The sequence below is a fragment of the Rhodococcus sp. NPDC056743 genome (assembly GCF_042790355.1).
Classification (GTDB): domain Bacteria; phylum Actinomycetota; class Actinomycetes; order Mycobacteriales; family Mycobacteriaceae; genus Rhodococcus_F.
Genome location: NZ_JBHTZI010000013.1, coordinates 1 through 25,989, shown reverse-complemented (window position 1 = coordinate 25,989; position 25,989 = coordinate 1). Strand labels below are relative to the sequence as shown.

Annotated in this window: 23 protein-coding genes; 13 read left to right on the top strand and 10 right to left on the bottom strand. The window is 59.3% G+C overall.

Going from position 1 to position 25,989, the window contains the following annotated elements:
• Window positions 1-206 precede the first annotated feature (206 nt).
• From ACFRFQ_RS27185 to ACFRFQ_RS27170, 4 genes are read right to left on the bottom strand one after another with little or no spacing between them, the layout of a single operon-like run.
• On the bottom strand, window positions 207-428 hold the full coding sequence (locus ACFRFQ_RS27185; protein ID WP_378664708.1) for an acetyl-CoA carboxylase biotin carboxyl carrier protein subunit: 222 nt from the start codon (window positions 426-428) through the stop codon (window positions 207-209).
• Window positions 429-433: 5 nt separating this feature from the next.
• Window positions 434-1,822 carry an acetyl/propionyl/methylcrotonyl-CoA carboxylase subunit alpha gene (locus ACFRFQ_RS27180; RefSeq protein ID WP_378664706.1) on the bottom strand — a complete coding sequence of 463 codons (1,389 nt, stop codon included), beginning with the start codon at window positions 1,820-1,822 and terminating at the stop codon, window positions 434-436.
• A gap of 12 nt (window positions 1,823-1,834) precedes the next feature.
• Window positions 1,835-3,388 (bottom strand): acyl-CoA carboxylase subunit beta, encoded by a 1,554-nt coding sequence (locus tag ACFRFQ_RS27175; RefSeq protein ID WP_378664704.1) that lies wholly within the window; start codon window positions 3,386-3,388, stop codon window positions 1,835-1,837.
• Complete coding sequence (locus tag ACFRFQ_RS27170) at window positions 3,385-5,646, bottom strand: acetate--CoA ligase family protein (RefSeq protein ID WP_378664702.1); 2,262 nt, start codon at window positions 5,644-5,646, stop codon at window positions 3,385-3,387. Before ACFRFQ_RS27170 ends, ACFRFQ_RS27175 begins: the two co-directional genes overlap by 4 nt.
• 753 nt (window positions 5,647-6,399) lie before the next feature.
• On the opposite strand from ACFRFQ_RS27170, the gene ACFRFQ_RS27165 reads away from it, so the two are divergent.
• The 3 genes from ACFRFQ_RS27165 (at window position 6,400) to ACFRFQ_RS27155 (ending at window position 8,538) form a co-directional block, all read left to right on the top strand.
• Complete coding sequence (locus tag ACFRFQ_RS27165) at window positions 6,400-7,239, top strand: cytochrome P450 (RefSeq protein WP_378664700.1); 840 nt, start codon at window positions 6,400-6,402, stop codon at window positions 7,237-7,239.
• A gap of 75 nt (window positions 7,240-7,314) precedes the next feature.
• Window positions 7,315-7,521 (top strand): ferredoxin, encoded by a 207-nt coding sequence (locus ACFRFQ_RS27160; protein ID WP_378664698.1) that lies wholly within the window; start codon window positions 7,315-7,317, stop codon window positions 7,519-7,521.
• 39 nt (window positions 7,522-7,560) lie between these two features.
• Window positions 7,561-8,538, top strand: coding sequence for a PDR/VanB family oxidoreductase (locus tag ACFRFQ_RS27155; protein WP_378664696.1), 978 nt, complete (start codon window positions 7,561-7,563; stop codon window positions 8,536-8,538).
• Window positions 8,539-8,597: 59 nt separating this feature from the next.
• Here ACFRFQ_RS27155 and ACFRFQ_RS27150 read toward each other — a convergent pair whose 3' ends face one another.
• Window positions 8,598-9,362, bottom strand: coding sequence for an SDR family NAD(P)-dependent oxidoreductase (locus ACFRFQ_RS27150; protein WP_378664694.1), 765 nt, complete (start codon window positions 9,360-9,362; stop codon window positions 8,598-8,600).
• Window positions 9,363-9,459: 97 nt separating this feature from the next.
• Window positions 9,460-10,506 carry an ABC transporter substrate-binding protein gene (locus tag ACFRFQ_RS27145; RefSeq protein ID WP_378664693.1) on the bottom strand — a complete coding sequence of 349 codons (1,047 nt, stop codon included), beginning with the start codon at window positions 10,504-10,506 and terminating at the stop codon, window positions 9,460-9,462.
• Between the two features lie 675 nt (window positions 10,507-11,181).
• Between ACFRFQ_RS27145 and ACFRFQ_RS27140 the strand changes: the two genes are divergently transcribed.
• Genes ACFRFQ_RS27140 through ACFRFQ_RS27130 form a run of 3 tightly spaced genes read left to right on the top strand, consistent with a single transcriptional unit; the run spans window position 11,182 to window position 13,801 of the window.
• Window positions 11,182-12,165 (top strand): ABC transporter substrate-binding protein, encoded by a 984-nt coding sequence (locus ACFRFQ_RS27140; protein ID WP_378664692.1) that lies wholly within the window; start codon window positions 11,182-11,184, stop codon window positions 12,163-12,165.
• Window positions 12,162-12,983, top strand: a complete 822-nt coding sequence (locus tag ACFRFQ_RS27135; protein ID WP_378664690.1) for an ABC transporter ATP-binding protein — start codon at window positions 12,162-12,164, stop codon at window positions 12,981-12,983. Before ACFRFQ_RS27140 ends, ACFRFQ_RS27135 begins: the two co-directional genes overlap by 4 nt.
• On the top strand, window positions 12,980-13,801 hold the full coding sequence (locus ACFRFQ_RS27130) for an ABC transporter permease (protein ID WP_378664688.1): 822 nt from the start codon (window positions 12,980-12,982) through the stop codon (window positions 13,799-13,801). The genes ACFRFQ_RS27135 and ACFRFQ_RS27130 overlap by 4 nt, the downstream gene beginning before the upstream one ends.
• A gap of 152 nt (window positions 13,802-13,953) precedes the next feature.
• On the opposite strand, the gene ACFRFQ_RS27125 is transcribed toward ACFRFQ_RS27130, so the two are convergent.
• The 4 genes from ACFRFQ_RS27125 to ACFRFQ_RS27110 form a co-directional block, all read right to left on the bottom strand.
• Window positions 13,954-14,856 (bottom strand): LysR family transcriptional regulator, encoded by a 903-nt coding sequence (locus tag ACFRFQ_RS27125; RefSeq protein ID WP_378664686.1) that lies wholly within the window; start codon window positions 14,854-14,856, stop codon window positions 13,954-13,956.
• A gap of 195 nt (window positions 14,857-15,051) precedes the next feature.
• Entirely contained in the window at window positions 15,052-15,750 is a 699-nt protein-coding gene (locus ACFRFQ_RS27120) for an SDR family NAD(P)-dependent oxidoreductase (protein ID WP_378664684.1), read from the bottom strand.
• Between the two features lie 18 nt (window positions 15,751-15,768).
• The gene (locus ACFRFQ_RS27115) at window positions 15,769-16,599 is read right to left on the bottom strand and encodes an ABC transporter permease (protein ID WP_378664682.1); all 831 of its coding nucleotides are present in this window, start codon (window positions 16,597-16,599) and stop codon (window positions 15,769-15,771) included.
• 112 nt (window positions 16,600-16,711) lie between these two features.
• On the bottom strand, window positions 16,712-17,539 hold the full coding sequence (locus tag ACFRFQ_RS27110; protein ID WP_378664681.1) for an SDR family NAD(P)-dependent oxidoreductase: 828 nt from the start codon (window positions 17,537-17,539) through the stop codon (window positions 16,712-16,714).
• Between the two features lie 426 nt (window positions 17,540-17,965).
• Between ACFRFQ_RS27110 and ACFRFQ_RS27105 the strand changes: the two genes are divergently transcribed.
• The 7 genes from ACFRFQ_RS27105 (at window position 17,966) to ACFRFQ_RS27075 (ending at window position 25,954) form a co-directional block, all read left to right on the top strand.
• On the top strand, window positions 17,966-19,132 hold the full coding sequence (locus ACFRFQ_RS27105) for an ABC transporter substrate-binding protein (protein WP_378664679.1): 1,167 nt from the start codon (window positions 17,966-17,968) through the stop codon (window positions 19,130-19,132).
• Window positions 19,133-19,175: 43 nt separating this feature from the next.
• A complete protein-coding gene (locus ACFRFQ_RS27100; protein WP_378664677.1) occupies window positions 19,176-20,006 on the top strand; it encodes an ABC transporter ATP-binding protein in 831 nt (276 codons plus the stop codon).
• A 46-nt stretch (window positions 20,007-20,052) separates the two neighbouring features.
• Entirely contained in the window at window positions 20,053-20,889 is an 837-nt protein-coding gene (locus ACFRFQ_RS27095; protein WP_378664675.1) for an alpha/beta fold hydrolase, read from the top strand.
• Window positions 20,890-20,948: 59 nt separating this feature from the next.
• Window positions 20,949-22,856: a flavin-containing monooxygenase gene (locus tag ACFRFQ_RS27090; RefSeq protein ID WP_378664673.1), complete on the top strand. Its 1,908-nt coding sequence runs from the start codon at window positions 20,949-20,951 to the stop codon at window positions 22,854-22,856.
• A gap of 69 nt (window positions 22,857-22,925) precedes the next feature.
• A complete protein-coding gene (locus ACFRFQ_RS27085) occupies window positions 22,926-23,789 on the top strand; it encodes an alpha/beta fold hydrolase (RefSeq protein ID WP_378664671.1) in 864 nt (287 codons plus the stop codon).
• Window positions 23,790-23,806: 17 nt separating this feature from the next.
• The gene (locus ACFRFQ_RS27080; RefSeq protein ID WP_378664669.1) at window positions 23,807-24,637 is read left to right on the top strand and encodes an SDR family NAD(P)-dependent oxidoreductase; all 831 of its coding nucleotides are present in this window, start codon (window positions 23,807-23,809) and stop codon (window positions 24,635-24,637) included.
• 177 nt (window positions 24,638-24,814) lie between these two features.
• On the top strand, window positions 24,815-25,954 hold the full coding sequence (locus tag ACFRFQ_RS27075) for an NAD(P) transhydrogenase subunit alpha (RefSeq protein ID WP_378664844.1): 1,140 nt from the start codon (window positions 24,815-24,817) through the stop codon (window positions 25,952-25,954).
• The last annotated feature ends 35 nt before the right edge of the window (window positions 25,955-25,989 follow it).

Genomic DNA, 25,989 nt, shown 5'->3' with positions numbered 1-25,989 from the left:
TGGATTGTGAATGCGCGAGTGTGAATACAAATGCGTGGAACGGCGCTCTCCGGCATATTTGTCTTTTGCGGTGTTGAGCCGATCGATCGACTCACAGTGGCACGCTGCACTGTTCAACGACGCCAGACCGACATCGGACACGTCTCGTTCCGCCGTCCGCAGCGGACAAACCGCACCGAGGGCCTCCGAGGATTCGGGAACCTGACTTACTGCGCAGAGACCTCGACGAGGGGTTGGCCGATCCCCACACTCTGACCTTCCGCCACATGGACCGCGATCACCGTTCCGGACTCGGAATGAACAACCGGGATTTCCATCTTCATGGACTCCAGGATCATCAACGGCTCATCTGCGATAACCGGGTCGCCGACCGCGACAAGGATCTTCCACACATTGGCGCTCATATCCGCCTGAATCATTTCAGTCATTTTCTTCATACTCCCGACTTGGCTTTTGCCAGTTCTCGACTGGTGATGGTGGAAACGATCGAAGTGTCGTACTGCCCGGCAACGAACTCCTCTGTACGAGCGAGCAACCGCAGGAACGGAAGATTCGTCACGATTCCGGTCACTTCGAAGGCGTCGAGCGCGCCCTGCGCCAATTCGACAACTTCGGTTCGGCTCGGCGCCGTCACGCATAGCTTGGCGAGAAGCGGATCGAAGTTCGAGGTGACGACGTCACCAGCGTCGTACCCACTGTCAACCCGAATTCCCGGTCCGGTCGGGGGGTTCCACTGCTCGATCGTCCCGGGTGCCGGGAAGAACCTGACAGGATCCTCGGCGCAGACACGAAACTCGATCGAGTGGCCCTTCGGCTCTGTGTCAAGTTCGATCGTGGTTCGGCCGGTAGCGGCGATACTGAGCTGCTGCTCGATGAGGTCGACCCCGTAGGTCAGCTCAGTCACCGGATGCTCCACCTGGATGCGGGTGTTCATCTCCAGAAAGACGAACTCCCCGGTCTCGGTGTCCATCAAGAACTCGACGGTGCCGGCGTTCTCGTAGCCGACCGCGCCGGCCGCGCGAATCGCCGCCGCACTCAACTTCTCCCGCACGGCTTGCGTGAGACCGGGTGCAGGGCATTCCTCGGCAACCTTCTGATGGCGTCGCTGCACAGAGCAGTCTCGTTCACCGAGCGCAACGATATTTCCGTCGGCCAGGCCGAGTACCTGAACCTCCACATGCCGGGCAGAAGAAATGTACTTCTCCAAGAACACCTTTCCCGAACCGAAGCTACGTTCCGCCATGGACTGGGTACCTGCAAACATCTTGCCCAGTTGTTCGGTGTCGTGCGCTACGACCATACCGATCCCACCGCCGCCGGCGGCGGCTTTGAGCATGACCGGAAAACCTATCGACTCAGCCTGAACGAGTGCGTCGTTCACCGATGACAATCCGTCGGCGGTACCGCCGCTGACCGGCACTCCGACTGCGGCAACTGCATGTCTGGCGGTGACCTTGTCGCCCATCACCTCGATCACCTCGGGGCTCGGGCCGATCCAGAGGAGCCCGGCCTCCGTCACTGCCCTGGCAAACTGAGCGTTCTCGGCGAGAAAGCCGTATCCGGGATGAACCGCGGTTACTCCTGCTGCCAAAGCACTCTCGATGATTCTCCCCGCGTCGAGGTAGGTACCGAGAGGTTTCTCGTCCTCGATACAGATCGCACGGTCTGCCTCGCGAACGAAGGGGAGGTCCGCGTCGACGGGGTGGTAGATGGCGACGGACTCGATGCCGAGCCTGCGCGTGGTCTTGATGATTCTGCGAGCGATCTCACCGCGGTTGGCGATCAGCACGCTACGCGGATACTGCGTCACGTTGTCAGTCATGTCATCGTCTTTTCAGTAGCTGGTCGGCCAGTTGCTCAGCAAGTGCTCGCCGACGCCGTTCGTGCGGTGTCGGTAATTAGCGCTGAGTGCGTGGAGAACAAAATCTCGTGTGTCGACGGGATCGATCACTTCGTGGACGCCGTACACGCGGGCGATGTCGTACGCAGTCGTTTCACGGGCCATTTCTTCGTATCGGGCCTGGTATTCTTCGGGGTTCACCGCGGGGTCCACGCCGTACACGACGCCGACCGCCGAACTCGGATCCATGAAGCTGACCTCTGCGGACCACCAGGCTGCGACGGCATCCGCCGTTTCGGATCCACCCATATTCACAAATGCCTGACCGTAGTTCTTACGAAGCATCACGGTGACCTTCGGAACGGTGACGAGTGATAGTGCATTCATCCAGTTGATGACCTTGCCGGCGATCTTGTTCCGCTCGGCCTCCAGCCCGATGAGGAATCCGGGCTGATCGACCATGAAGACGATGGGGATGTTGTACGAATCGCACAGCACGAGAAAGCTTGTGGCCTTGTCGCAGGCATCGGCGTCGATAGCGCCACCCTTGAACATGGGATTGTTGGCGATAATTCCGACCGTGCGACCACCGAAACGGGCCAGTCCGGTGATCAGACTCTTGCCGTACTGCGCCTTCAACTCGAAAAGACTGTCATCGTCCGCGACGCACGCAATCACCTTCCGCATGTCGTAGACTTTCGATCGAGATTCCGGAACGAGGTTCCGTAGCTCCTGTGCTCGCGATCCCGAACCTTCGGGAACCGGAACGATCGGCGGAGCCTCCTTATTGTGAGCCGGAAGGTAGGACAGGAACTTTCGAACCAGTTCGATGGCTTCTTCGTCGGTATCGGCCACAGCGTCCGCGATTCCGGTGACCTGGGCGTGCATCTTCCAGCCGCCGAGTTCTTGGGCATCGACTTCCTGGCCTGTCGCCCTGCTGACGAGGCCGGGACTCGACACCGCCATCACCGCCCCCTTGCGGAACACCACAAAGTCCGAGGACACCGAATGCCACGTGGCCGAACCGAACGCGTATCCGAACACTGCTGATGCCCAGGGAGTTTCACGCCTGCGAAGGAATCGGGTGCGGTCATTCCCGCTGCCCATGCCCATGCCGCCCATCACGTCCGGCATCCGGACCCCGGTCGACTCTGCCAGGTACACCATGGGAACGCCGCTGCGCTGCGAAAGGTCTTTCATGTGCTGCATCTTCTTGTTGCTCACCGAGCTACTGGACGCACCCTTGACCGTGAAGTCGTACGCGATAACCGCGGTGCCGCGACCGAAAACGTCACCGGTGCCGGTGATCTTTCCATCCGCCGGCGTGCGGTTGTGGTCGGCCGGCACTGCTGACGTCGCGAACATACCGGATTCGCGATAGGTGCCCTCGTCGAAGAGGAGCGCAACTCGTTCACGCGCATTCAGGACGCCGGCGTCGACCCGTTGCTTCAGCTTCTTCGGCCCACCCATTGCCAGAGCCGCGTTACGCCGCTCGATGTGTCGAGCCTCGAGCCCGATCTCCTCGTCCCGCAGATTGTCGATGGTCATGCGTTGCCCTTTCCGGCTGAAGTGAGATATGTCCGCGCGCTGTCGTTTTCATCTCTGGCATCTTCGATCTGTTGATGCAGCCGAAGCACTCGCATCGCGCGCGCAGCATCTTCCAGATCGCGGAATGTCGGGATTCCAGCGGCTCTCGCACGCTGTTCGTATCCTGCAATCTGTGCATCCGTATCGGCTTTACCGTCGGTTTTCAGGACCAGGATGTGGTGGCATTTGTGGGTGGCAGCGTCCCGTGCGCGCACGATCGCATCGATGATCGCGGCCGGAACATCGCCGTGCGTAGCTCCGAAGTTTCTGACAATGATGCCCACGTTGAAGTGGGAGATAACCGCCGAGGGGGAACTGTGAGCCAGGACCGAGCCGATGATCTTCTCGGCTACCGCGCCTCCGTCGACGGCCAGGGTCGGGGCGGGTGCATCGATCGGGTTCTCGAGGCCGTTGCCGGGAGGTAGTCCGAGACTGTTCAACTCGTCAATCGCAGCCTGCGGCAGTTTGGGAGTCGTCAAGCCGACACGTTCGAGCGTATCGGCCGCCAAGACACTCGCGCCGCCGCCGTTGCCGAAGAGGACCACGTCTCCTGTCGTCACCTTGACCGATGGATCCAGGAGGTCGAAAACGTGTAGCGCATTGACGAATTCATCGATGGTGTCGACCAGAACGACGCCTGCCTGCCTAGCCAGAGCGGGCCACAGCCGATGGTTTCCACTGAGCGCACCGGTGTGGCTGGTTGCCGCACGCGCGCCGTCAGCGGTACGACCGCCGGCCAAGAGCACGACGGGCTTGTCCGACGCGCATCGACTCAGGACCTCGAGTACTTCCACTCCAGAGGAAAGGGATTCAAGGTACAGACCGACCACCTTGGTATCGGGATCGCTCAGGAAGAACTCGGTGAGTTCCCCAGCGGAGACATCGGCACCATTTCCGATGCTGACGACCCCACGGAAGGCCAAGCCGCTCGCTTCACCCAGACGCAAGATGTCGACGCTCAGTCCACCGCTCTGCGACACAACCGAAATGCCGCCTGGAACAGCCGGCGCTTCCGGAATGAATGCGAGGCGACCCGAAGTAGAGTGAGTACCAAGACAATTGGGTCCGATCAAACGAATACCGGCCTCGCGGGCAGTAGCGACGAGTTCGCGTTCCCGATCTACACCTTCGGCAGTCTCGCCGAATCCACTGGAGACGACTTGAGCGAACTTTACGCGGCCACGACCCTGCGCCAGCGCGGGCGCTACGGCATCGGAAGGCAGCGCGACGTACGCGTAGTCGACGACGTGCTCGACGTCTCCCAGCGACGCGACAGTTGGCAGACCCTCGACGCTCTCAGCGGTCGGATGCACCGCGATGATCTCACCAGGAAATCCGAAATCCAGAATATTGCGAATGAAGATGTTGCCAGCAGCCCTTCCACTGCCACTTGCGCCCAGGACCGCAATAGTTCGGGGATTCAAAAGACTGTCGAACCCTTTGCAGTACAGATCAATTCCGGCAACCGAATCGAGGTCTGCAACCTCTTCCGGCACACGGGACGAGCCGGCGTCACGCAGAACGAATCGCGCATCGACAGCAACAGCGCCCTGCGTGGACACAATCACCGGATTAAGGTCAATCTCCACCACGTCGTCGGGCATCGAGTCGAGCAGTCCGCCTGGTTCAGCCAGCGCGTACACCACATCCACCAAGCTCTCGACGTCCACGGGAGCGGCACCTCGAACTCCGTCGAGCAACGCCTTTCCGCGCAACTCGTCGAGCATTCCGTGAATTTGTCTGCGGTTCAACGGCGCAAGCCCGAAGGCTACATCTTCGAGAATCTCGACGAAGATGCCACCGAGACCGAGCATGACGGCCCAACCCACGTCCTCTGTGCGCACGGCCCCCAGAACAACTTCTGTTCCCTTCGGTGCCATTTCCTCGATCAGGAACCCGGTGGCAAAGTGACCGGATTCCGCTAGTCGGCGTCGCATGACATCCGCAGCCTGTGCGAGTTCACTATGGCCGAGGCCCAATTGGACGCCGCCGGAATCCGACTTGTGCACGAGAGTAGGCGAGACGGCCTTGAGGACCAGCGGCGATCTCAGATCAGGCGGCACGGATCCCATTTCTTCGACAGTGAGACCGCGCGGAACTCCAATCCCGAATCTGCCCAAGAGATCCTTCGCCGCAGTCTCGGGAATTACTATTCCTCCCACCGCGCGCGTCTCGTCGATTGCCGCCTGAACCTGAGCGGCAATCGAAGTGGATGGCATTGAATCGACAGACAACGAAGGCTCCCCTGCTCGAAAAACGTGGACCACGAGCATCTGAACTGGAACTGCACTCGCTTGAATTGCAGCCTTGACCAAGATCACACTTTGGGGAAGGCCAAAGCGGCTAACCCAGTGATATCCAACCGCTATCGGTACATTGAGAATGTCTTCGAGCGCCGTTTCAGCACAATATAATTCAACACCGTCCACCAACTCGGGTGCATTTTCCCAGAGCCTTCACTGCAATCACGCAAGTATGAATCGCCTATCGCGGCGATAAGCGCTCGACAGTCATAATTCCTTGACGCTACCCCGTACCGGCAGCAGTATCGGTGAGACCGTCGTCACAAGACCTGATCGTCACAAAACCTTGATACGTGGAGGCAAACTATGGCGTCACCCGTTCCTGCTCCTGAATTCCCGATGCGGCGGAGTTGCCCGTTCTCCGCACCTGCCGAGTACAAAGAGCTACGAGACACGCAACCTGTTGCACCAGTTCGACTTTGGGATGGAAGATCTGCCTGGCTACTGACACGATATGACGACATCCGCTCGATCCTGCGGTCGTCATCGATCAGTTCGCAACCGAGGCGGCCCAACTTCCCCTTCCTTTCCGAGTCCGATCAAGCTGGCAAGATACAAGACGAATCACTCCAGCGGATGGACGGTCCTGAGCACAGTCGGCGGCGGCGACTGCTGATCCCCTTCTTCACAGTTCATCGTGTCGAGGCACTTCGGCCTACAGTGACGAAGTTGGTACGAGCACTCCTCGAAGATCTGGTCGCCAAGACTCCGCCAGTCGATTTCTTCAGTGAGTTCTCGCTGGTTGTTCCATCGACCGTGGCCTGCGAGCTACTCGGTATCCCATATCAGGACCACGATTTCTTTCAGGAGAAGAGCGCAGTGCGCATCTCACGCACAGCAACCCCTGGCGAAAGTACGGAGGCTACCGACCAACTGCTCGAGTACCTTGGTGAACTGCTCGACGCGCGTACGCGTGACCCACGCGACGACGTGATGACGTTTTTGGCGGAGCATGTCACCAACGGTGAATTGACCCGCGAAGATGCATTGATGGACGCGAATCTCCTCCTTCTCGGCGGCCATGAGACCACCGCCAACGTGATCACACTGGGCACGATGGCACTCCTGGAGAATCCAGACCAATTGGCGCGAATCACCTCCGGCGAGGTTTCAGTCACCAACGCTATCGAAGAACTGCTCCGCATCACATCGGTCACGCACAGCAACGCGATGCGTCTGGCGCTCGAAGACATTGAGGTCGGCGGGCAAACGATTCCGGCGGGCGACGGCTTCATCGCGGCAGTGTCCGCAGCCAACCAGGACGAGTCCGTCTTCGCAAATCCCGAAGTGCTCGATGTCGGCCGGCCGGAAGCCCGACAGCACATGGCTTTCGGATACGGAGTTCATCAGTGTCTCGGGCAGGCTCTTGCACGCATGGAGTTGGAAGTTGTGCTCGAGGCAGTATTCGATGTCATTCCAAGGCTTCGTTCAGCACAGCCGATCGAAGAGCTCCGATTCAAAGACGACTCAGCGTTCTACGGGGTGCACGAATTCCCGGTTACCTGGTAACGAACCAACCAGACAGACAACCAACGATGCGGGCTTCACTCCCCCGGTGAGCCTGAGAACTTTCGATCTCAAGGAGTGGTTTTGATTCGGGTGTCGGTGGATAACACGAAGTGTATCGCTGCGGGACTTTGCGTCGGGCGCGAGCCAGGCGTCTTCGATCAGGGCGAAGAAGACGGTCTCGTTTTCGTTCATCGGGAGAATATCCTCCCCGAGGAACACGATGGAGTGATCGAATCGGAACGCATCTGTCCGTCTGGAGCCATTGTGGTACACGAGGATTGATGCACGTAGACCGATCGGTTGTGGAAAGCAGGCTTCATAATGCGTTACTCGTTCAACGAGACGGAACTGACCGTCGTAGTGACCCGGCGGACAGCTGTCACCGATGAGATCATCCAACTCGAGCTTCGAAACCTGGACGGATCGGACCTTCCGGCGTGGGATCCTGGATCGCATATCGAGTTGATTCTGTCTGAATCCATGGTTCGTCAGTATTCGCTGTGCGGTGATCCCGACGACCGTAGCCGTTGGACAATCGCAGTGCTTCGAGAGGTTGATGGCCGGGGTGGTTCGCAGCGGATTCATGATGTACTGCAGGAGAATTCGAATGTCCTCATACGGGGACCGCGCAACCTTTTCCCACTTCGCCTGTCGCGCAACTATATATTCATCGCAGGCGGAATCGGTATCACGCCAATGTTGCCGATGATTTCTGCCGCAATCAAGTCGGGCGCCCGGTGGTCGCTCCACTACGGAGGCCGTTCACGACAGTCAATGGCGTTCGCCGAGCAACTCTCCATGACCGCCGGCACACTGGCCCACGCCGACGTACGCCTCTATCCGCAGAATGAGGTCGGATTCATCGATCTGGATTCTGCGCTGAAAGAACCCAATTCCGAGACATTGATCTATTGCTGCGGACCCGAACCGCTACTCTCCGCTGTCGAAGATCGGTGCCAGTCGTCCTGGCCTTCGGAATCTCTTTGCGTAGAGCGATTCTCCCCGAGAACCTTCGACGAGAGCCCGGTCGAGACAACGTTCGAAGTCGAACTGATGCAAAGCGGGAAGACGATAGTCGTAATCCCCGGGCAGAGCATTCTCGATGCTGTCGAGCAGGCGGGAGTTCCGGTCCTCTCGTCGTGCATGGAGGGTACGTGCGCATCATGCGAAGTAGCTGTCCTGGATGGCATCCCGGATCATCGGGACTCCGTTCTCAGTGAGCGTGAACGAGAGTCCAACAAGACGATGATGATATGCGTTTCCCGAGCCTCTAGCTCCCGGCTCGCAATCGATCTCTAGTGGAAGAACAAAGCCCCTGTCCCTCGACAAATGAGGGACAGGGGCTTTGTCGCGGATAGCTACAACGCTCGACGCGCCAGGCTGAAAATTTGGCCGGTGGGGCCTCCAATGCGTTGCTGAGCCAGCCACCCGACCAACTCTGCAACTTCGTGAGGTAGCTTCACACGCTCGCTCGGCAAGCCTGCAGGTGCTTCACCCACCGCAACAAGGCCTTCCGTGAGCTTAGTTGCGACGGGCCCCGGAATCACTTCATTGACATCAATGCCATGTGCCCACACTTCTTCGGAGAGCGTCTTCATCAGATGACTAACGCCTGCCTTTGACGCACCGTAGGCCGAGAATCCACCCGTGACCGAATGTCCGTGACCCGAACCGATCATGATGATCCGACCACCTCCCGCCTCGATCATGTGCGGCAGGACGGCATGCGAAATATTGAATGCACCAACTAGATTGAGTGTCACCACGCGAGTCCATTCAGCTGGTTCGGCGTCCACCACCGTGCAGGGGGCACCGGTGCCTGCACTGTTGACGAGCACATCGATACGACCGAAGACGTCAACTGCTTTTCGGGCAACTTCATCGCACGCACCGTACTCCGAGACATCGCACGGTACGATGAGCGCCTTCGAACCGAGAGCCTCCACCTCGGCACCTACAGCTTCCAGTTCTGTGGTGGTCCGGGAGGTCAAGACGATATCTGCACCCACGCTTGCAAGCTGGAGGGCACAGGCACGGCCGATACCTCGCCCGGCACCGGTAATGACGGCAACCCTCTTCGAGAGATCGAATTCGTCACTGTTACTTAATATCTGACTAGCCACACAGCATCCTTTCGTCGCGCGCATTTGCCTGGCCGGAAGTTCCGAAGGCGGAGTGTGACCCACAGTAGATGCGGGCAGCACTCCGCAGGACTACAACTCAGACACGGGCGAACGGCGGCACGATATCTTCGTAGGACACTGAACCCTTCGGGAGCATCCCCAGTTGATCCATGACATCTGCAGCATGCTCGATCCCGCTACGAGTGACCTTCCAGTTGGGGCTGACCAGCGGAAAAACGCGATCGACCATGTAATCGATTGTCTTGGCGGCTTCCTCAGGAGCACTGTTGTTGAAGGTCCCCTCGTTGAGGAGTTTTGCTGCGGCAGAACGATTATCGGTGATCCATGTTTTGGCTTCCCACTGCGCAGCAAGCCAGGCATTGGCCGTATCTTGATTCGATTCGACTTTGTCCTCCCGCATAACCAAGGGACACACCTGCAGATCGCTCAAAAGTTCAGGAGTACCAGTGGCGCTGAAATCGATCAGCATCTGGCCGCCGACCTGCGTCGCCACCGACAGACCCGAACCGAAGGTGAATCCCACATAGGCGTCGAGTCGGTCATTCTTGATCTGGGCAATTGCAGCCGGTATCTGGCCGACCCCGACGACGGCAATATCGTCGCGTTCCATCCCTGCCGCTTTGAGAGCTAGGTTCAAAATGTTGTCAGTCCCTGCACCGATCGCTGTGACACCGATCCTCTTCCCTTTCAATGCCGCCATCTTTTCGGCGAATCCGGCATTCTCACCGGGCCAGTTGCCTGGCCCCACAATCATGTTGTAAGTGTTGACGGGCATACGCATACCGACAATCACCGGGCGACTTCCCTTTTGACTCTTCGCAAAGCTGAGCATTGCACCAATGGTGTCCATCGCCGCGCCGTCGATAGCGCCGGCACTCACCATCTGCAGCCCTTGCACACCGCTTTGAGGGTAGATGAGCTTCGGAACTTCGAGATTTAAAGGGGCGAACTGATTCTGAGCGACATTGACTGAGTCGATCAGGAAACTGTCACCGGACGACGATCCGACGACGAACGGTGTCGGCGATGCCAGCGCGCCTGCCGCCTTCGTACCCTGCGTACCTGCTGCCTCGCTGCCGCCACCACAGGCGGCGAGCAAGGATCCGGCACCTACGGCCAGCACTCCAGCTCCGGCGAACTTGAAAAGATTTCGCCGACTGGTCACCCGACCGGTCACTGCGGTCCGACTTCGTTCAGCAGCCTCGACGCGGTCAAATTCCTTGCTCATCGTCTCTCCCTAAGCTCATTACATCAGGGCAGGCAGAATTGATCATTCCACCTGACAGTAGTCAGTCGAATCCAGACTTGACAGAATCACATTCAGATCGAATTCAGTCCTGGCACATAACATCTCAGGATCTTCCGACAGTTCAACCTCGACTGCGCCATAAGTCGACCAGCAGGCCCGGAAGGTGTCAAGATCAATTCACGCGCCTGAGACCTATCACCCCGATAGCCTCTTTCAGTTGAACACGCATCCACTTGATGTGATCCTCATCTCATGGGAGATTGCGCTGTGCGCCGACGCCGGACCCGGACGATCTTTCACGTACATGACATACCTGCGGCCCCTGCGTTCATCGGCACTCGTCTCACGTAGGCCCGCTACCCGCCCTGCGACGGCCCTGCGACGTCCACAACCATCACCCACCACGGACGTCCCCGAATTGGTAGCCACCAACCTCATTGGGATGCTCCGCGTTCCCTCGTGCCCACGAACGCCCGACACAAGGCACGGCACTCGTCATCATCATTTGCATCATGCCCACAGCCATGATGCTCGAAGGAAGGCTCCTCGATGATTCGCCACAAGGTACTGGCGTGCCTCGTCCTCCTACTGACCGCGGCTACTGCTTGCAGCAGCGCATCCGGCCAGAATGAGGACGGCTCACCGGCCGAAGTTCACATCACCATCGGGACCGGCCTCCCCTACGCGCCACTCACTGTCATCCGGCAGAATCGTGTCTTGGAAACTGCGTTTCCCAAAACCGAGATCGTGTGGGACGAAGGAGTCAGCGGAGGAGCCGCAACCCGCGACGGAATCCTGTCGGGCAAGGTGCAAGTCGGTGTCACCGGAATTGCGCCCTTCCTGGTCGGCGTCGACAAGGGAGTTCCGTGGAAGGTCCTCGGCTCCATGGGTCAGATCGGCATCAGCCTGGTCTCCCGAGATCCGAACATCCGCACCCTCGCAGACCTCAACGCGTCCGGACGACCGATTTCGGTCCCCTCACCGGACTCGGGTCAGGCCATGGCGCTCAAATCCCTCGCCCAGTCGAAACTCGGAGATGTCAAGGCATTCGACGACCAACTCTCACCGATGCCGCACCCCGACGCCTACCAAGCACTACTGACGGGAACGACGGGTGCTGCGTTCATCACACCACCGTTCCAGTACCAGCTCCTCGCAGATCCAGAAGCGCACGAAATCGCCACGGCTGCAGATGCCTTCGGGTCAATTACGTATTCCGCGATTGTCATGTCGGACAAGTTTCACGACGACAATCCGGTCTTCGCGGAGACACTCTTCACGGCATTGTCCGACTCCCTGCGCATCCTCCGAGAAGATCCTGAGGCAGCAGCCGAGGTATTGTCCAGCGCGGACGCCGGCCGCCAGTCTGCCGCTTCCTACGCCGAGTGGCTCCAACTGCCCCAAAACCATTGGGATGTCACTCCCCGTGGATTCGTCGCTCACGCCGAGTTCATGAAGACAGTGGGGCTGACCAAATCGGTCCCGTCGACCGAACAGATGATGTTCCCGTCCGTCAGCGGGGCCGGCCAGTGACGTCGGCACGCCGGAGCGACGCGGCGACACCTGTCATTACCACCGACGCAGTCAGCATTCGCTACCAACCGCGAGATCACAACTCCCACCTTGCGGTCGACGACGTCACGTTCGAGGTCCGGCAGGGTGAACGATTCGTTCTGCTCGGCCCATCCGGTTGCGGAAAGACCTCACTTCTCATGGCGATCGCAGGTTTCATCAAACCTGCCTCGGGCAAACTTCAGGTTCGAGGCAAGCCGATCGTCGGTCCTGGCCCCGACCGGGCCGTGGTGTTTCAGGACTTCGACCAACTCTTCCCGTGGCGGACAGTGGTCGGGAACCTCAACTACGCGGCGAAACTGACACTCGGTCTTCGCGGGAACGAAGCTCGGCAACGGAGCCTTCGTTACCTGGAATTGGTCGGCATCGGACAGGCCGCTGATCGCTATCCGCATCAGCTTTCAGGCGGAATGAAACAACGCGCCGCCATCGCCCGGGCACTGTCCGTGGAACCGGCACTGTTGTTGCTCGACGAGCCATTCGGCGCAGTCGACGAAATCACACGAACGAATCTACAACGCGAACTCGTCAGGATCTGTGACAGCGAGTCGATGACCGTCATCATGGTCACGCATTCCATCCCCGAAGCCGTCTACCTTGCAGACCGGGTCATGGTCATGTCCAGCGGCCCGGGTCGCATCCAGAAGATCGTCGACACTTCAGCCATCGACGGCTTCGGCCATCCCGCTTTCGGATCGACGGTGGAGGAGTTGAGACTCCTCCTCGAGGAGGGCTCCACGCCGAACGGTCGGGGCATCACGCAGGGAGCGCAGCAATGACCGCCACAGCACTCACACCGCCCCTTCGTCGCACTCGGTCACTCCACCTCAATTCAGCAATGCGCCGTGTGATCCTGGCCGCCGGTCTGATCGCGACCTGGCAGGCGGCGATCCTCGTCATCCAACCGTCACCGCTTCTCTTTCCCTCGCCCGTCGAGGTAGCGCGAGCGATCGTGGCGTCGTTTCAGAACGGCGCGATTGTGGATGCGACAGGTTCGACGTTGCGAATCCTCGGAATCGGAACGGGCCTGGGCCTTGTCGTCGGATTGACGCTGGCTACCCTTGCCGTGTTGTCGCGCTGGGTGGACGACCTGCTCTCCCTTGTCGTATCTGTCATGAATCCGCTGCCCTCGATCGCAATCCTCCCCCTCACGATGATCTGGTTCGGGCTGACTCCCACTGCGATTGTGGTGGTCATTCTGAACTCGACCATTTGGCCTATCGCGCTGAACGCAAGCATGGGGTTTCGGATGGTGAGCACCACGCTGCAGAGGTCCGCCAGAACGATGGGGATCAAGGGCATCCGAATGGTCGTGATGGTCCTCGTTCCAGCATCACTCCCGCACCTGTTGACAGGAGTACGCATCGCCTGGGCCTTCGGGTGGCGCACGGTAGTCGGCGCCGAACTCGTCTTCGGGGCGGCAGGCGGCACCGGAGGTTTGGGATACTTCATCAATCAGGCTCGCTACTACCTCGAGACCGACGTGGTTTTCGCCGGCCTGGTCGTGATCTCTGCATTGGGCCTGCTGATCGAATTCGGGTTCTCACGCATCGAACGCCTCACGATCGAACGTTGGGGTATGGCAAAAGTCAACTGATACTTGCCGAATGGAAGTGCAGCGGTTCGGGAGCGGAGCGACCTTCGTCGCTACGCTCCCTTGCGCGCCTATGGGGCAAGTAACGAGCAGAACTCCGAAACGTCTTCGAACATGTTCCACAGCAGTTTAATTCACGAATCCCGCATCAACTGTCAAGAGCCGACAGCAGCGTCGACCTGTTGCCGAATGAGCTTGAGCAGCGTTTGAACCACGGGACTGCGCTTCTCCCCCTTACGCACAACTGCGGCAAGGCGCGTCGCGGCCCAGTCTTCCGAGACGGGTGACAGCACCACTCCGTCTCCGCTGACCGTTGACGGCGCCAATGAATTCGCTATCGCAATTCCAACTCCGGCCTTGACCATACGGATCGAGGTCTCAGCGCTGTCCGTGAAATAGACGGGGCGAATCTCGATACCTTCTACAAGCCGTTCGAGCGCGTCGCGCAAGATGCTCCCCTTGGAGAAGAAGATCAACGGCTGACCGGCAAGGTCGGAAGCCTGTACCGACTCCTTGGCAGCCAACGGATGTTCCTCCGGGATAACGAGAACGAGCCTTCCGGTGAGCAGGTCGATGTACTGCAGACTGTCGGCGTCACGATCATCGCTCTTGAGCGTTGTGAGTAGCCCCATGTCGAAGTGTCCTGTCGAGACACCTCTGCGGACCATCTCGGAGCCGCCTTCTGTCACCTCGAAACGGATGTTCGGGTGTTCACGGTGAAGCAATTTCACGACGTCGGGAAGCACGGTCAAGGTGGCAGTGGATACTGCGCCCAAACGAATGCTCCCGATCTTCAAATTGTCGATTGCGTTCGCTTCCTGCCGTAGCGCATTCTCAGCCCGCATAACCGCAAGTGCATGCGGGAGAATACGTTCGGCGGCATACGTCGCGCGCACTCCGTTGGCACCGCGGAGCACGAGAACGACGCCGAGATCTTCTTCCAACCGCTGGACCTGGGTTGTGATTGTCGGCTGCGTAACACCGACTTCCTTCGCAGCTTGTCGGAACGATCCCGTCCGCACCGCAGCCTCTAGATACCTCAACTGCTCGAATCTCATGGTGAAGAACCTCGTGTCGTCAGGGCAGGGCGCCTCACCCTTTTGCATACATTTCACGCATCGAAGTGTGCTGTGACACACACTGATGAGGCTCAGCGCCAGAGTAAGGCCTGTCGAAACTGCACCGAAACCCGGGTCTCGCGGTCACATCAACGATGCCGGATCAGCACTGACTTGCAGAGCGCCGCGACCCGATCAATGCCGAATCGAACCGCCGTCCACTACCAAGGTCTGTCCTGTCACGAATGACGCGCCGGGCGAAAGTAGAAAGCGCACGGGCTCCACGAAATCCGAGGGCGTGGAAGCTCTTTTGATTGCCCTCGTCGCGATGTTGCCCTCCTCGGTGGAGGCGATCGATTCCGACAACGGCGTCACAACAAGCCCAGGAGCGATCACATTAACGGTAATCGCACGCCGACCTACCTCCTCTGCCAGACACCGCGCAAATCCGATGATGCCGGCCTTCGACGCAGCGTAGACAGCGGCAGCTCCCGGCCCCTTGAACACCGTTCCGGAGGAAAACAGGACGACTCGCCCACTATCGCGAATCAATGGCAAAAGCGCCTGCGTAACAGCCAGCGTTCCATGAAGGTTGACGTGCAGGACCCGCTCCCATACCGGCCGCGGCGTCTGTTCGAACGACTCGAAGTGACCTATCGCGGCGCAGTGAATCAGACCCTGGATGCTCTCGACGGCATGCGCGCGCAATTGTTCGACAATGTCGTCGATCCCCTCCGTGGTGGATACGTCCCCGACAATGTAGACCACACCGGCAATCGGCTCACTCGGGATCTGGAGGTCGATCACGACTACGGAATTATCTGCCGCAACCGCCTCACACAGCGCTCGCCCGATTCCACTTGCACCACCTGTGATAACAATGGGACAGTTCATAATTCACACCCTCCGGTCTCAGGCACGCTTTTGGGCAACCTTCTGGAACAGCGAAATACCCGAGTCGAGCAGCATCGACATCAAACCCATCGCGAGCAGCACGGCAAACGATTCCGCCACCTGAAAGTTATTTGTCATCGTGACTAGTCGCTGCCCTAGACCGGTGTATGCGCCGACCATCTCGGACAGCACTGCACCGAGCACTGAATAGACCGCTGCAAGTCGAAGACCGCCTACGATTGCCGGTAACGCACTGGGGAATTCGATCTTCACGAACCGTTGCCACGGCGACATCGACATCGAGCGAGAGAGAAGATTGATGTCGTGATCGATCCCTCGAAGCGCACTGATCGTGATGGTGAGCAGCACGAAGTAGACCATGCTGGCCGCTACCAGAGCCTTGGGGACCATTCCGAGCCCGAACCATAGGATGAAAATCGGAGCGAGTGCAGGCCTGGGAAGGCTGTTGAGCAGTGTCAGGAAAGGTCCCACAGCGCGGTTCAACGTCTCACTGCGAGAGAGGATCACACCGCTGAGCACTCCAGTCGACGCGCCGATCAGAAGCCCCGTCATAGCACCGCTGAACGTGCTACGCACATCCGTCCAGAAGCCACTGTCGGTCAGTTGATCGATAAATGCTCGTCCGACATCTTCCGGAGTCGAAATGAACAGCGGATCGACGATGCCGCGGTGCGAAACGAAGTACCACCCGCCGAGAAACGCCATGAGCACTACCACGCGGATCGCCCATGTCCCTAACGTGGCCTTGCGGCGATCGCTCCGTTGCTCGGCGAAAATACTGCGTTCCATATCGATTACTTCGGCACTGGACGCCTGGACAGTAGTCATCTTCACTTCCCTGAGTTGAGAGTGCTGGTTCGCATCCCAGGTCGGATGCGATCGGTCGAAACGTGAACATATGGCGACAGGACACCTACTGCTCGAAGTGCGAGTCCGAGGGTCAGGCGCGCTCGAACTCCTGCCGCGGCGGAACTTCCGTCGGTGACGACGCCAGCGGACCGCCCGCGACGGTGAGCACCTCACCGGTGATAAATGAGGCAGCATCCGAGCACAGGAACAAGCACGCATTCGCGATGTCGCGCGGGGTTCCGAGACGACCGAGCGGAATATACGCAGCAACGCTGTCAGCGGTATCCGAAGAGACGCCGAAACGCGAGGCATCAGTCATGATCGCGCCGGGCTCAACGCAGTTCACCCGAATATTCTGACCTGCCCATTCCCACGCCATCGTCCGAGTCAACGAGGCCACTCCCGCCTTGGCTGCGGCGTAGGCTCCACGCTGCGGATGCGCAAAACTACTCGAAACCGAACCGATATTGACTATGATCCCGCCGCCTTGCTCGGAAAAGGTCGGCCAGCAGGCCTTCGCGCACTGAAAGGCACCACCGAGGTTGGTTTCGATCGTCGCGTTCCACGCGTTCATCGAAAGCTCTTCCAGTCGCTTGGCGAAGTTCCCACCTGCATTGTTCACCAGAATGTCGACCCGGCCGAACGAATCCAATGCCGCACGAATGATCGTCTGCGCGGTTTCCTCGGATCGGATGTTCCCTGCAACAGTCACCGCCTCACTGCCAAGCGCGCGAACCTGCTCTGCGACCGCTTCGAGGCTTTCCGTATCTCGGCCGTGCAGAACAACTTTCGCCCCTGCTTCTGCGAAGGAAAGTGCAATCTGGGCTCCGATGCCCCGCGAAGCGCCGGTGACAATTGCCACGCGAGAAGAAAAGTCGAATCCGAACGATCGGGCGAGCGAACCTGGAGTCTGCAGCATTGGCGATAGTTCCTTCATTGATCCGTCTGATGGGCAGTCGCCGATTCGCCTCGCCCGGATGTCTCGAACGATGCTCGGATTTGCGTCTCCTCCGCTTCCGCGGTGGGTAGGCGTGCCGATTCGGCTGCCTTCAAAGGCTGGGCTTCAGCGACCCCCGAGCACAAGGGCACGTTGCCTATCAGGGTGATAACGGCCACAACGGTTCGAGATCTTGACGTGTCGTCCGAGCGACGTAAGTATTCATGTAACGGAAGTCACACGTCAGATCGGTCGTTGCGGCGAACCCGAAACACAAGCCGCCACAACAGCTGACAACAACGGATCCACTTCCCAAACTTCAACTCCGGAAAACACTTTCATCCCAAAATCAGATTCTGTGACGCTGCAATACTTCGATCCACACGCCGAACCAGGAGCCCGAAAAATATGAAGTTCTCCTTCGACCTGCTGCCATCCGCACGTCGACCACACGTTTCCGTGGCAGGCGTCAACTCGAGTCGCCGCGACTTCATGAAATTTGTCGGCGTGGGTGTGGCCGCCGTAGGCGCGGGCACAGTGCTCGCTGGTTGCAGCGACACTTCGAGTTCGGGACAAACAGTAGCCGAGACCGGTGGAGTTTTGGCCTCGAACGCACTGGCCGAACCGACGAAGTTCGTCGTCGGATCAGCCGCCGGCGATAACTTCCTCATCGATGTAGTGAACAAAGAGCAAGGCAATTTCGCGAGCTACAACCTCTCAGTTCCCGATCTGCTCTTTCCGTCGAGTTCAGTCCAGGCGAACCAGTTGCTCGCGTCCGGCGCTCTGGGCGGCTGCATGACCGACATCACCCTGGCAATCAATGCGTTCGCAAATTCCACACCGGGTCAACGTCCAGTCGTGGTCGGGCTTCGTGTACCGGTGAATACCTACTCTGTCGTAGTCGGGAAGGGTTCGTGGCCGGCAGAGAGTGCGTCGTTTGAGGATAAGATGAATGCGCTGCGCGGCAAACGGATCGGCGTCACTGCCCTCGGCGCAGGTGCAGATCAGCAGCTGATCATGGCCCTCGAGGCCGCTGGAATCCCAGAACGTGACGTGACACGAATAGGTGTCGGTCAGATTTCGCCGGCCATCGCACAGATGAGTGCCGGACGACTCGATGGCTATGTCGGCTACAGCCGCGGCGCGAGCCTGGCAGTTGCACATCAGGCAAAGGGAAGCTTGCTGGCGAACTTCGCCGATCCGGGGACTCCGGAAACACTGCGCAATCAGGTAGTCGGAGCCGTCGTCGTACGCGAAGATTTCGCCAGATCCAATCCTGAAGTGGTGAAAGCATGGCTCGCAGCACAAGAAGAAGGCCAGTCGTGGATTGAAGCAAACCCCGAAGCTGCTGCGGCACTTCTGAACAAGAACAGCTTCGACGGGAAAATGCAGGAACCCGCCAACCAGTCCATCAGGTTCTTCCGAGAAACGGTTTTCCCGAGTGCGAAACCGATGTTCCAGGTACCTCGTGACTCAATCGAATTGATGGTTGGTCTCGCCGAGAAACAGGGCCTCATCGCTCCGGGCACCGTTCACTACGAGGACTTGGTTCCGGACTACGCGCGAGCTCAGTGAACTTGCTCTCCACCATTCATCGACACTGAAACGAGGCGATTCAATGACCACACTCACAACAGATTCCACTCCCACACTGGCACGAGGGCTATCTGTAGAGTTCGAGAACATCCACCACAGCTTCATTCACGGAGATCGACCCGTGCGGGCGCTGGAGAATTTCAATCTCTCCATCGCGCCTTCCGAATTCGTCAGCATCGTCGGTCCGTCCGGGTGCGGTAAGACTACGGCCCTATCGATGACGGGCGGGCTGGTCCGACCACGAACGGGGTCAGTCAAGCTCGACGGCCACGAAGTCATCTCTTCTCCAGAGGACGTGACGTTCCTTTTCGCAAGAGACGCGCTCCTACCCTGGCGCACCGTTCGAGCGAATGTCGAACTCGGACTCGAAGTTCGCGGAATGGGCCGTGCCGAACGACGCCAACGTAGTGACGAGTGGCTGCACCGTGTACGCCTGGAGGAATTCGCCGATTCCGACATCACCCACCTGTCACAGGGAATGCGACAGCGCGTAGCTATCGCGCGAACACTTGCCCAGAGTCCCCGCGTCGTGCTGATGGACGAGCCGTTTGCAGCCTTGGACGCTCAGACTCGAGCAATCCAACAGGAAGAGTTTCTCCGACTGTGGGAGGCCGAACGCCCGACTGTCATCTTTGTGACACACGATTTGGAAGAGGCGATCCTCCTCAGCGACCGGGTGTTGCTCATGGCAAGCCGACCCGGCCGCGTCGTCGCCGATATCCGAATCGACTTGGAGCGCCCACGAAATCAGGAGATGCGGATCAGCTCGGACAAATTCCACGGTTACTATCACCAGCTCGCGGGTCTCTTGAAGGACGCGGTGCACGCAGCTGAAGACGAACGCTCGAAGTGACACTCTCCGGGAATCCGAACAGCCCCTTTCGACAGGAGTACAACTGATGATTCGCGGCAAAGTCCACTCAGTCGACGGCACTCTACTCAACTACAGGATCTACGGGAGGGGGACGCAGGTCGTCACCTGTCTGCATCCCCTTGCACTTGATGGATCTTGGTACGAGAATCTGGCCGACGAGCTGGGACGAGATCGGCGCTACCTGTGTCCTGACTTTCGCGGGCACGGCGACACCAGTGCCGGGAGTTCCGAAATTACTCTCGATTTGCTCGCGGAAGATGTTGCAGCGCTGTGGCACCAGCTCGGAGTTCGAACGAGTACGGTACTCGGCGTGTCGCTTGGCGGTATGGTGGCGCAGGCCTTGGCAACCCGACATCGTGGGACTGTCGAATCCCTGGTGTTGATGGGCACCACTTCCTCCTTCGACGAGCAGGCAAGCCACCATACAGGTCAACGCGCCGCCCTCGCTCGAAGCGAAGGCGGCATGCAGCAATTACTCGACCCAACTCTGCAACGCTGGTTCGACGAGGGCGCCATACTTGCAGACGGACCACTCGTGAGACGCGCTCGGGCGTGTTTGACGGGTACCGACGGAGCTGTTCACGGAGCATTCCTGGACGCGATGCGCCGTCTCGACTACATCGCAACATCACCTGAATGGGATACTCCACCACCAACTTTGGTGGTTGGTGGCGAAAATGACACTAGTTCGACACCGACAGTAATCCTAGCGCTGGCCGCGGCAGTTCAGGGGTCCGAACTGAGAATGACCGAGGGTGGTCACCTAGCTGCATTCGAGTTTCCTGGACAAGTTGCCGCTCTGGTCAACGACTTTCTCGAACGCGCGAAGCCGAACAGCCCCCAACCCGCCGCACAAAGGTAAATCTTGCCGCTCGTCGAGACCGGCGGCACAGACCTGACCTGAAGAAATCGGAGAATCAAATGCCCGAGGGTTGTGAAACTCTTCCCGATATTGACCAACTGCGCACATTCATCGGCTGCGCGGAGACACCCGCTCTACTGATGGTAATTGCGCACCTGACGAACGACACCGGCGTATTGCGCAAAGAATGGCGTCCCAACCCCGAACTTCTGCCGCACGGGAATCTGTCTCCCGAAACGACAAATGAGGTTCGTCGATACTGCCTGGCACGCCTCGAAGCATTCGCTGCCAGTGGAGCACCTGTACCTGCGCGCCCCAGCAGTGCAGTCCTGAAGGCCATCGGAGAATGGGCTCTCGAGGGGTTGGCTGACGAAGTGAGCGCACTGTTGGACCAGGCGCTCGTTCCGGACTTCGAAGATCGCCGTGCTCCCACCTGGACCCTTGAATCACTCGATACCGAACGGGATTTCAAGGTTGCTATCATCGGAGCCGGGATATCAGGGCTGCTCGCAGGCCTCCGAATGAAGCAGGCCAACATTCCGTTTGTCATCTTCGAGAAGGGTGACGATGTCGGCGGAACCTGGAACGAAAACACGTATCCCGACTGCAGGACCGACGTCCACAGCCACATTTATGCGTACTCGTTCTTTCCGTACGACTGGCCCTCGTACTTCTGCCGCCAGGAAGTAATCCTCAACTACCTCCGCGATTTCGCAAAGCACTACGGTCTCTACGAGAACATCAACTTCGGAATGACGGTCGAAGATGCCAAGTGGGACGAAGAATCCAGCCGCTGGGTCGTCGCAACCGCGGATCGTCACGGCCACAAACGCTCTGAAGCGTTTCAATCAATCGTCAGTGCCGTTGGGCAACTCAACCGTCCGAGCATTCCGAACATTCCCGGACTCGACACCTTCGAGGGTGCAGCCTTCCACTCCGCAGAGTGGGACCACTCCGTTGATCTGACCGGCAAGAGGGTCGTCGTAGTCGGTTCTGGCGCAAGCGCATTGCAGTTCGGTCCGGCAGCAGCCAAGATCGCCGAGCACGTCACGATCCTCCAACGAACGCCACCGTGGCTGGCGCCTACACCGGAACTGCGCGAAGACATCGGAGAGGGCGAGCGGTGGCTACTACGTCACCTACCGTTGTACCGCGCCTACTATCGATTCACGATCTTCCTGCCCCGCGTCGTCGGTCAACTCGACGCAGCAACCGTCGATCCGCAGTACCCACCGACGGAGCGCGCAGTTTCCCACGCGAGCGAACTCGTACGCGAGGGCTTGACCCAATACCTGCTTTCCCAGGTTGACGACGACGAAGAACTCCTCGATCACGTCATTCCGGATCACCCTCCCGCAGCCAAGCGCATCATTCGCGACGACGGCACATGGGTTCGAACTCTCAAGCGCGACAACGTTACTGTGGTAAAGAGTGGCGTACCTCGCGCCGACCGCACCGGAATCTGGACCGACGCCGGCGAACACATCGACGCCGACGTCATCCTGTTCGGTACAGGCTTCGCAGCTTCGGACTTCCTGAGTTCCGTGTCGATTTCCGGCATCGGCGGGCAAGATCTCAAAGACATGTGGGCTGGGGAGGCCGGGGCGTTCATGGGCTTGACAGTGCCCGGATTCCCGAATTTCTTCATGATGTACGGCCCTAACACCAATCTCGTCGTGCACGGCAATCTGGTCTTCTTCATGGAGTGTCAGGCCGCGTATCTTGTCGATTCGATCAAGTTCCTGATCGAGAACAAACACTCCGCCATCAATCTCCGACCTGAGGTCTACGCCGACTACCGACGCGATATCGACGAAGCGAATCGACTCCGGGCCTGGGGATGGTCCGGCGTCAGCAGCTGGTACAAGGACGCCAGCGGCAGATCACCGATCATGTGGCCGCTCACAACCAAGGAGTACTGGGAGGGAACGCGCGAGATGCGGCCCGAGCACTACTCAGTGGTCTGAATCTCTTGACCTCAGAACTGCTTCGAGCACCGAGGCCGGTTCGCACGATACATCGATGAAAGGTAAGACATGACAACCGAGAATTCGGTTCTGGTCGACGGAGCTGTTACGCGTTACCTCTCGGCAGGTACGCCGGGCGACCCGGTAATCGTGTTCCTACACGACGGCGCTTGGGGCGGAAGTGCAGACGTGACCTGGAGTGACATGATTCCACTGGCTGCCGCCAACTACCATGTGATCGCCCCCGACATGCTCGGGTTCGGAGGCACCTCGAAGACCATCTCGTTGGATACCTCCCCCTTCGCATTCCGCACGACGCATCTATTCCGGCTCCTGGACACCTTGGACATCACCAGCCCCGTACACATTGTCGGCAACTCATTCGGCGGGTCGATAGCCCTGCGCGCCTTGACTAATCCGGTTTTCGCCGATCGAATCGCGTCGGCTACGACAATCAACGGAACGGGCGGACCCTGGAAGACGCCGACCATGATGGAACTCGGAGCGTTCGACGGCACCACCGATGACGCTCGTCGTATCGTCGGACTGATCTGCGACAACTTCGACGGGTTCGAAGAGCAGGTCGCACGCAGGCACACCTGGGCGACCGCACCGGGACACTACCAGTGCATGCTCGCCGTGCACATCCCGGTGCCGGAGGCCGCCCAGGTAGCTCGGCCAGATGATCCCTACCCGGCGAATCTCGAGGGTGTGACAACTCCGATTCTGCTCATCGAAGGTGAGAACGACGCACTCGTCGAAAGTGGTTGGGCCGGCCGGATCGCCGAGTTCGTTCCCCACGCAACGATCGCGACAATGCAACTGAAGCACGCACCCAACATCACCCACCCAACTCAGACATGGGAGATTGTAAGCAATTTCCTTACGAAGTCGGATATTTCGCGCCCAGTTGCCACCGCTCCGTCGAACTGATCCGAAGGGAACTGACAATGCACGAAGCTCTTGGATCCAATGTGCCTGTGGCCGCTCTCGATGTCGACTACAGCCGACTGTTCCGGTTGGACGGACAACGGATTGTCGTGCTCGGAGCGGGTGGTGGTATCGGCGAACATACCAGTCACATGTTGACATCGATGGGCGCCGAATTGGTGTGCGTCGACTCCGACCCCGCAAGCGCCGAGTCGATCGGCCACACCTTGGACTGCCCATCCCTGTGCGTTGACGTGACATCAGAATCCGGCGTCGCGGAACTCGTGAAGTTCATCGAACATGAGATCGGCGAGATTACCGGATTTGTCGACGTCATCGGCAAGACGACGCCAAAACCACTGGCGGAGTTCACCTTGGAAGACTGGGAAGACGATTTTCGAGTCAATACCCGGCACGCATTCCTACTCGGGCAGCAGCTCTCGCCACTGATTGCTCGCAGCGGTGGAGGTTCCATCGTCTTCGTCTCGAGCGTGTGGTCGCAATACTCCAGCGCAGCAGCCCCTGGATACGGTCCTGCAAAAGCCGCGCTGAACACCTGGGTCAAGCAACTCGCAGAGGCACACGGACCCGCAGGCGTGCGAGTCAACGGCGTGACACCAGGGTTCTTCCTGACAGCTCGCATGGTCGAGACAATCAACCAAATCGGTAGCGCAGCTGCGGAGTCAATCTTCAAGCAAGCTCTACTCGAACGTCTGGGTCAGGCATACGAGGTGGCCGGAACCATCGGATTTCTGATGTCACCTGCGGCTGGTTACATCACCGGCAGCCTGATCCCAGTCGAGGGCGGCGCAACCTCCCGAGATCCGCTGGGGTTTGCTCGACGTAGCTGAAACGTCGAGCGGGACAAGACAGGTCGAACTGAATAAGCCCGGTATACATCGGAATGTCGAACGCTGCGCACCGTCGCCGACTTCGTGTCGACGACGGTGCACCCACTTCTGCTACTGATCCGAAACACCCTCTATTCCAACAAATTCGATACTTACCGAGGTATAGATGTGAATTTCATACAAGTTCCGAGCGGCAGTAGCCGAAGTTGCCTGGTCGGCGTCCCTCGGGAGTCGAGTGACGGTGAGCGTCGGGTCGCGTTGGTGCCGAAGATCGTGGCGGCTCTGATCGGTAAGGGCGTCGACGTCGTGGTCGAGTCCGGTGCCGGTTTGGGCGCGTTGATCCCGGACGAGCTGTACACCGCTGCCGGCGCGAAGATCGGCGATCCGTGGACCGCCGACGTTGTCGTCAAGGTCGCGCCGCCGTCGTCGGACGAGATCGGCAAGATCAGTACGGGAGCGAAGTTGATCGGGTTCCTGAACCCGCGCAACGCGGACAATCGCATCGCGGAGCTCAAAGCTGCCGGGATCGAGGGATATGCGGTGGAGGCAATTCCGCGTATTTCCCGCGCCCAGGTGATGGACGCGCTGTCGTCGCAGGCAAACGTGTCCGGCTACAAGGCTGTGTTGTTGGCGGCGTCGGAGTCGACGCGATTCTTCCCGATGCTCACCACGGCCGCCGGTACGGTCAAGCCCGCGACGGTGCTTGTTCTCGGTGTCGGTGTTGCCGGGTTGCAGGCGCTGGCCACGGCGAAGCGTCTCGGTGGCCGCGCCACCGGTTACGACGTGCGACCGGAGGTAGCCGATCAGGTGCGCTCGGTGGGCGCTCAGTGGCTCGATCTCGGTATCGACGCAGCCGGTGAGGGCGGCTACGCCCGTGAGCTCACCGACGAGGAGCGTGCGAAGCAGCAGCAGGCGCTCGAGGACGCGATCAAGGGTTTCGACGTCGTGATCACCACGGCGCTGGTTCCGGGTCGTCCCGCTCCGCGTTTGGTGACCGCGGCCGCTGTGGAGGGCATGAAGCCGGGCAGCGTTGTCGTGGACCTCGCCGGTGAGACGGGCGGCAACTGTGAGTTGACCGAGCCCGGTGCGACCGTCGTCAAGCATGGCGTCACGATTTGCTCGCCGCTGAATTTGCCGGCGTCGATGCCCGAGCATGCCTCGGAGTTGTATTCGAAGAACATTTCCGCGTTGATCGAGCTGATGTTGGTGGATGGCGGGGCGAGCGAAGCGACGGGGAATGTTGCTGTTTTGGCGCCTGATTTCTCCGACGAGGTTCTGGCCGGTGCGTGCGTCACCCGTGAAGAGAAGGGCGCCTGATGTACACGTCGTTGTTGTCGAATATCGCGATCCTG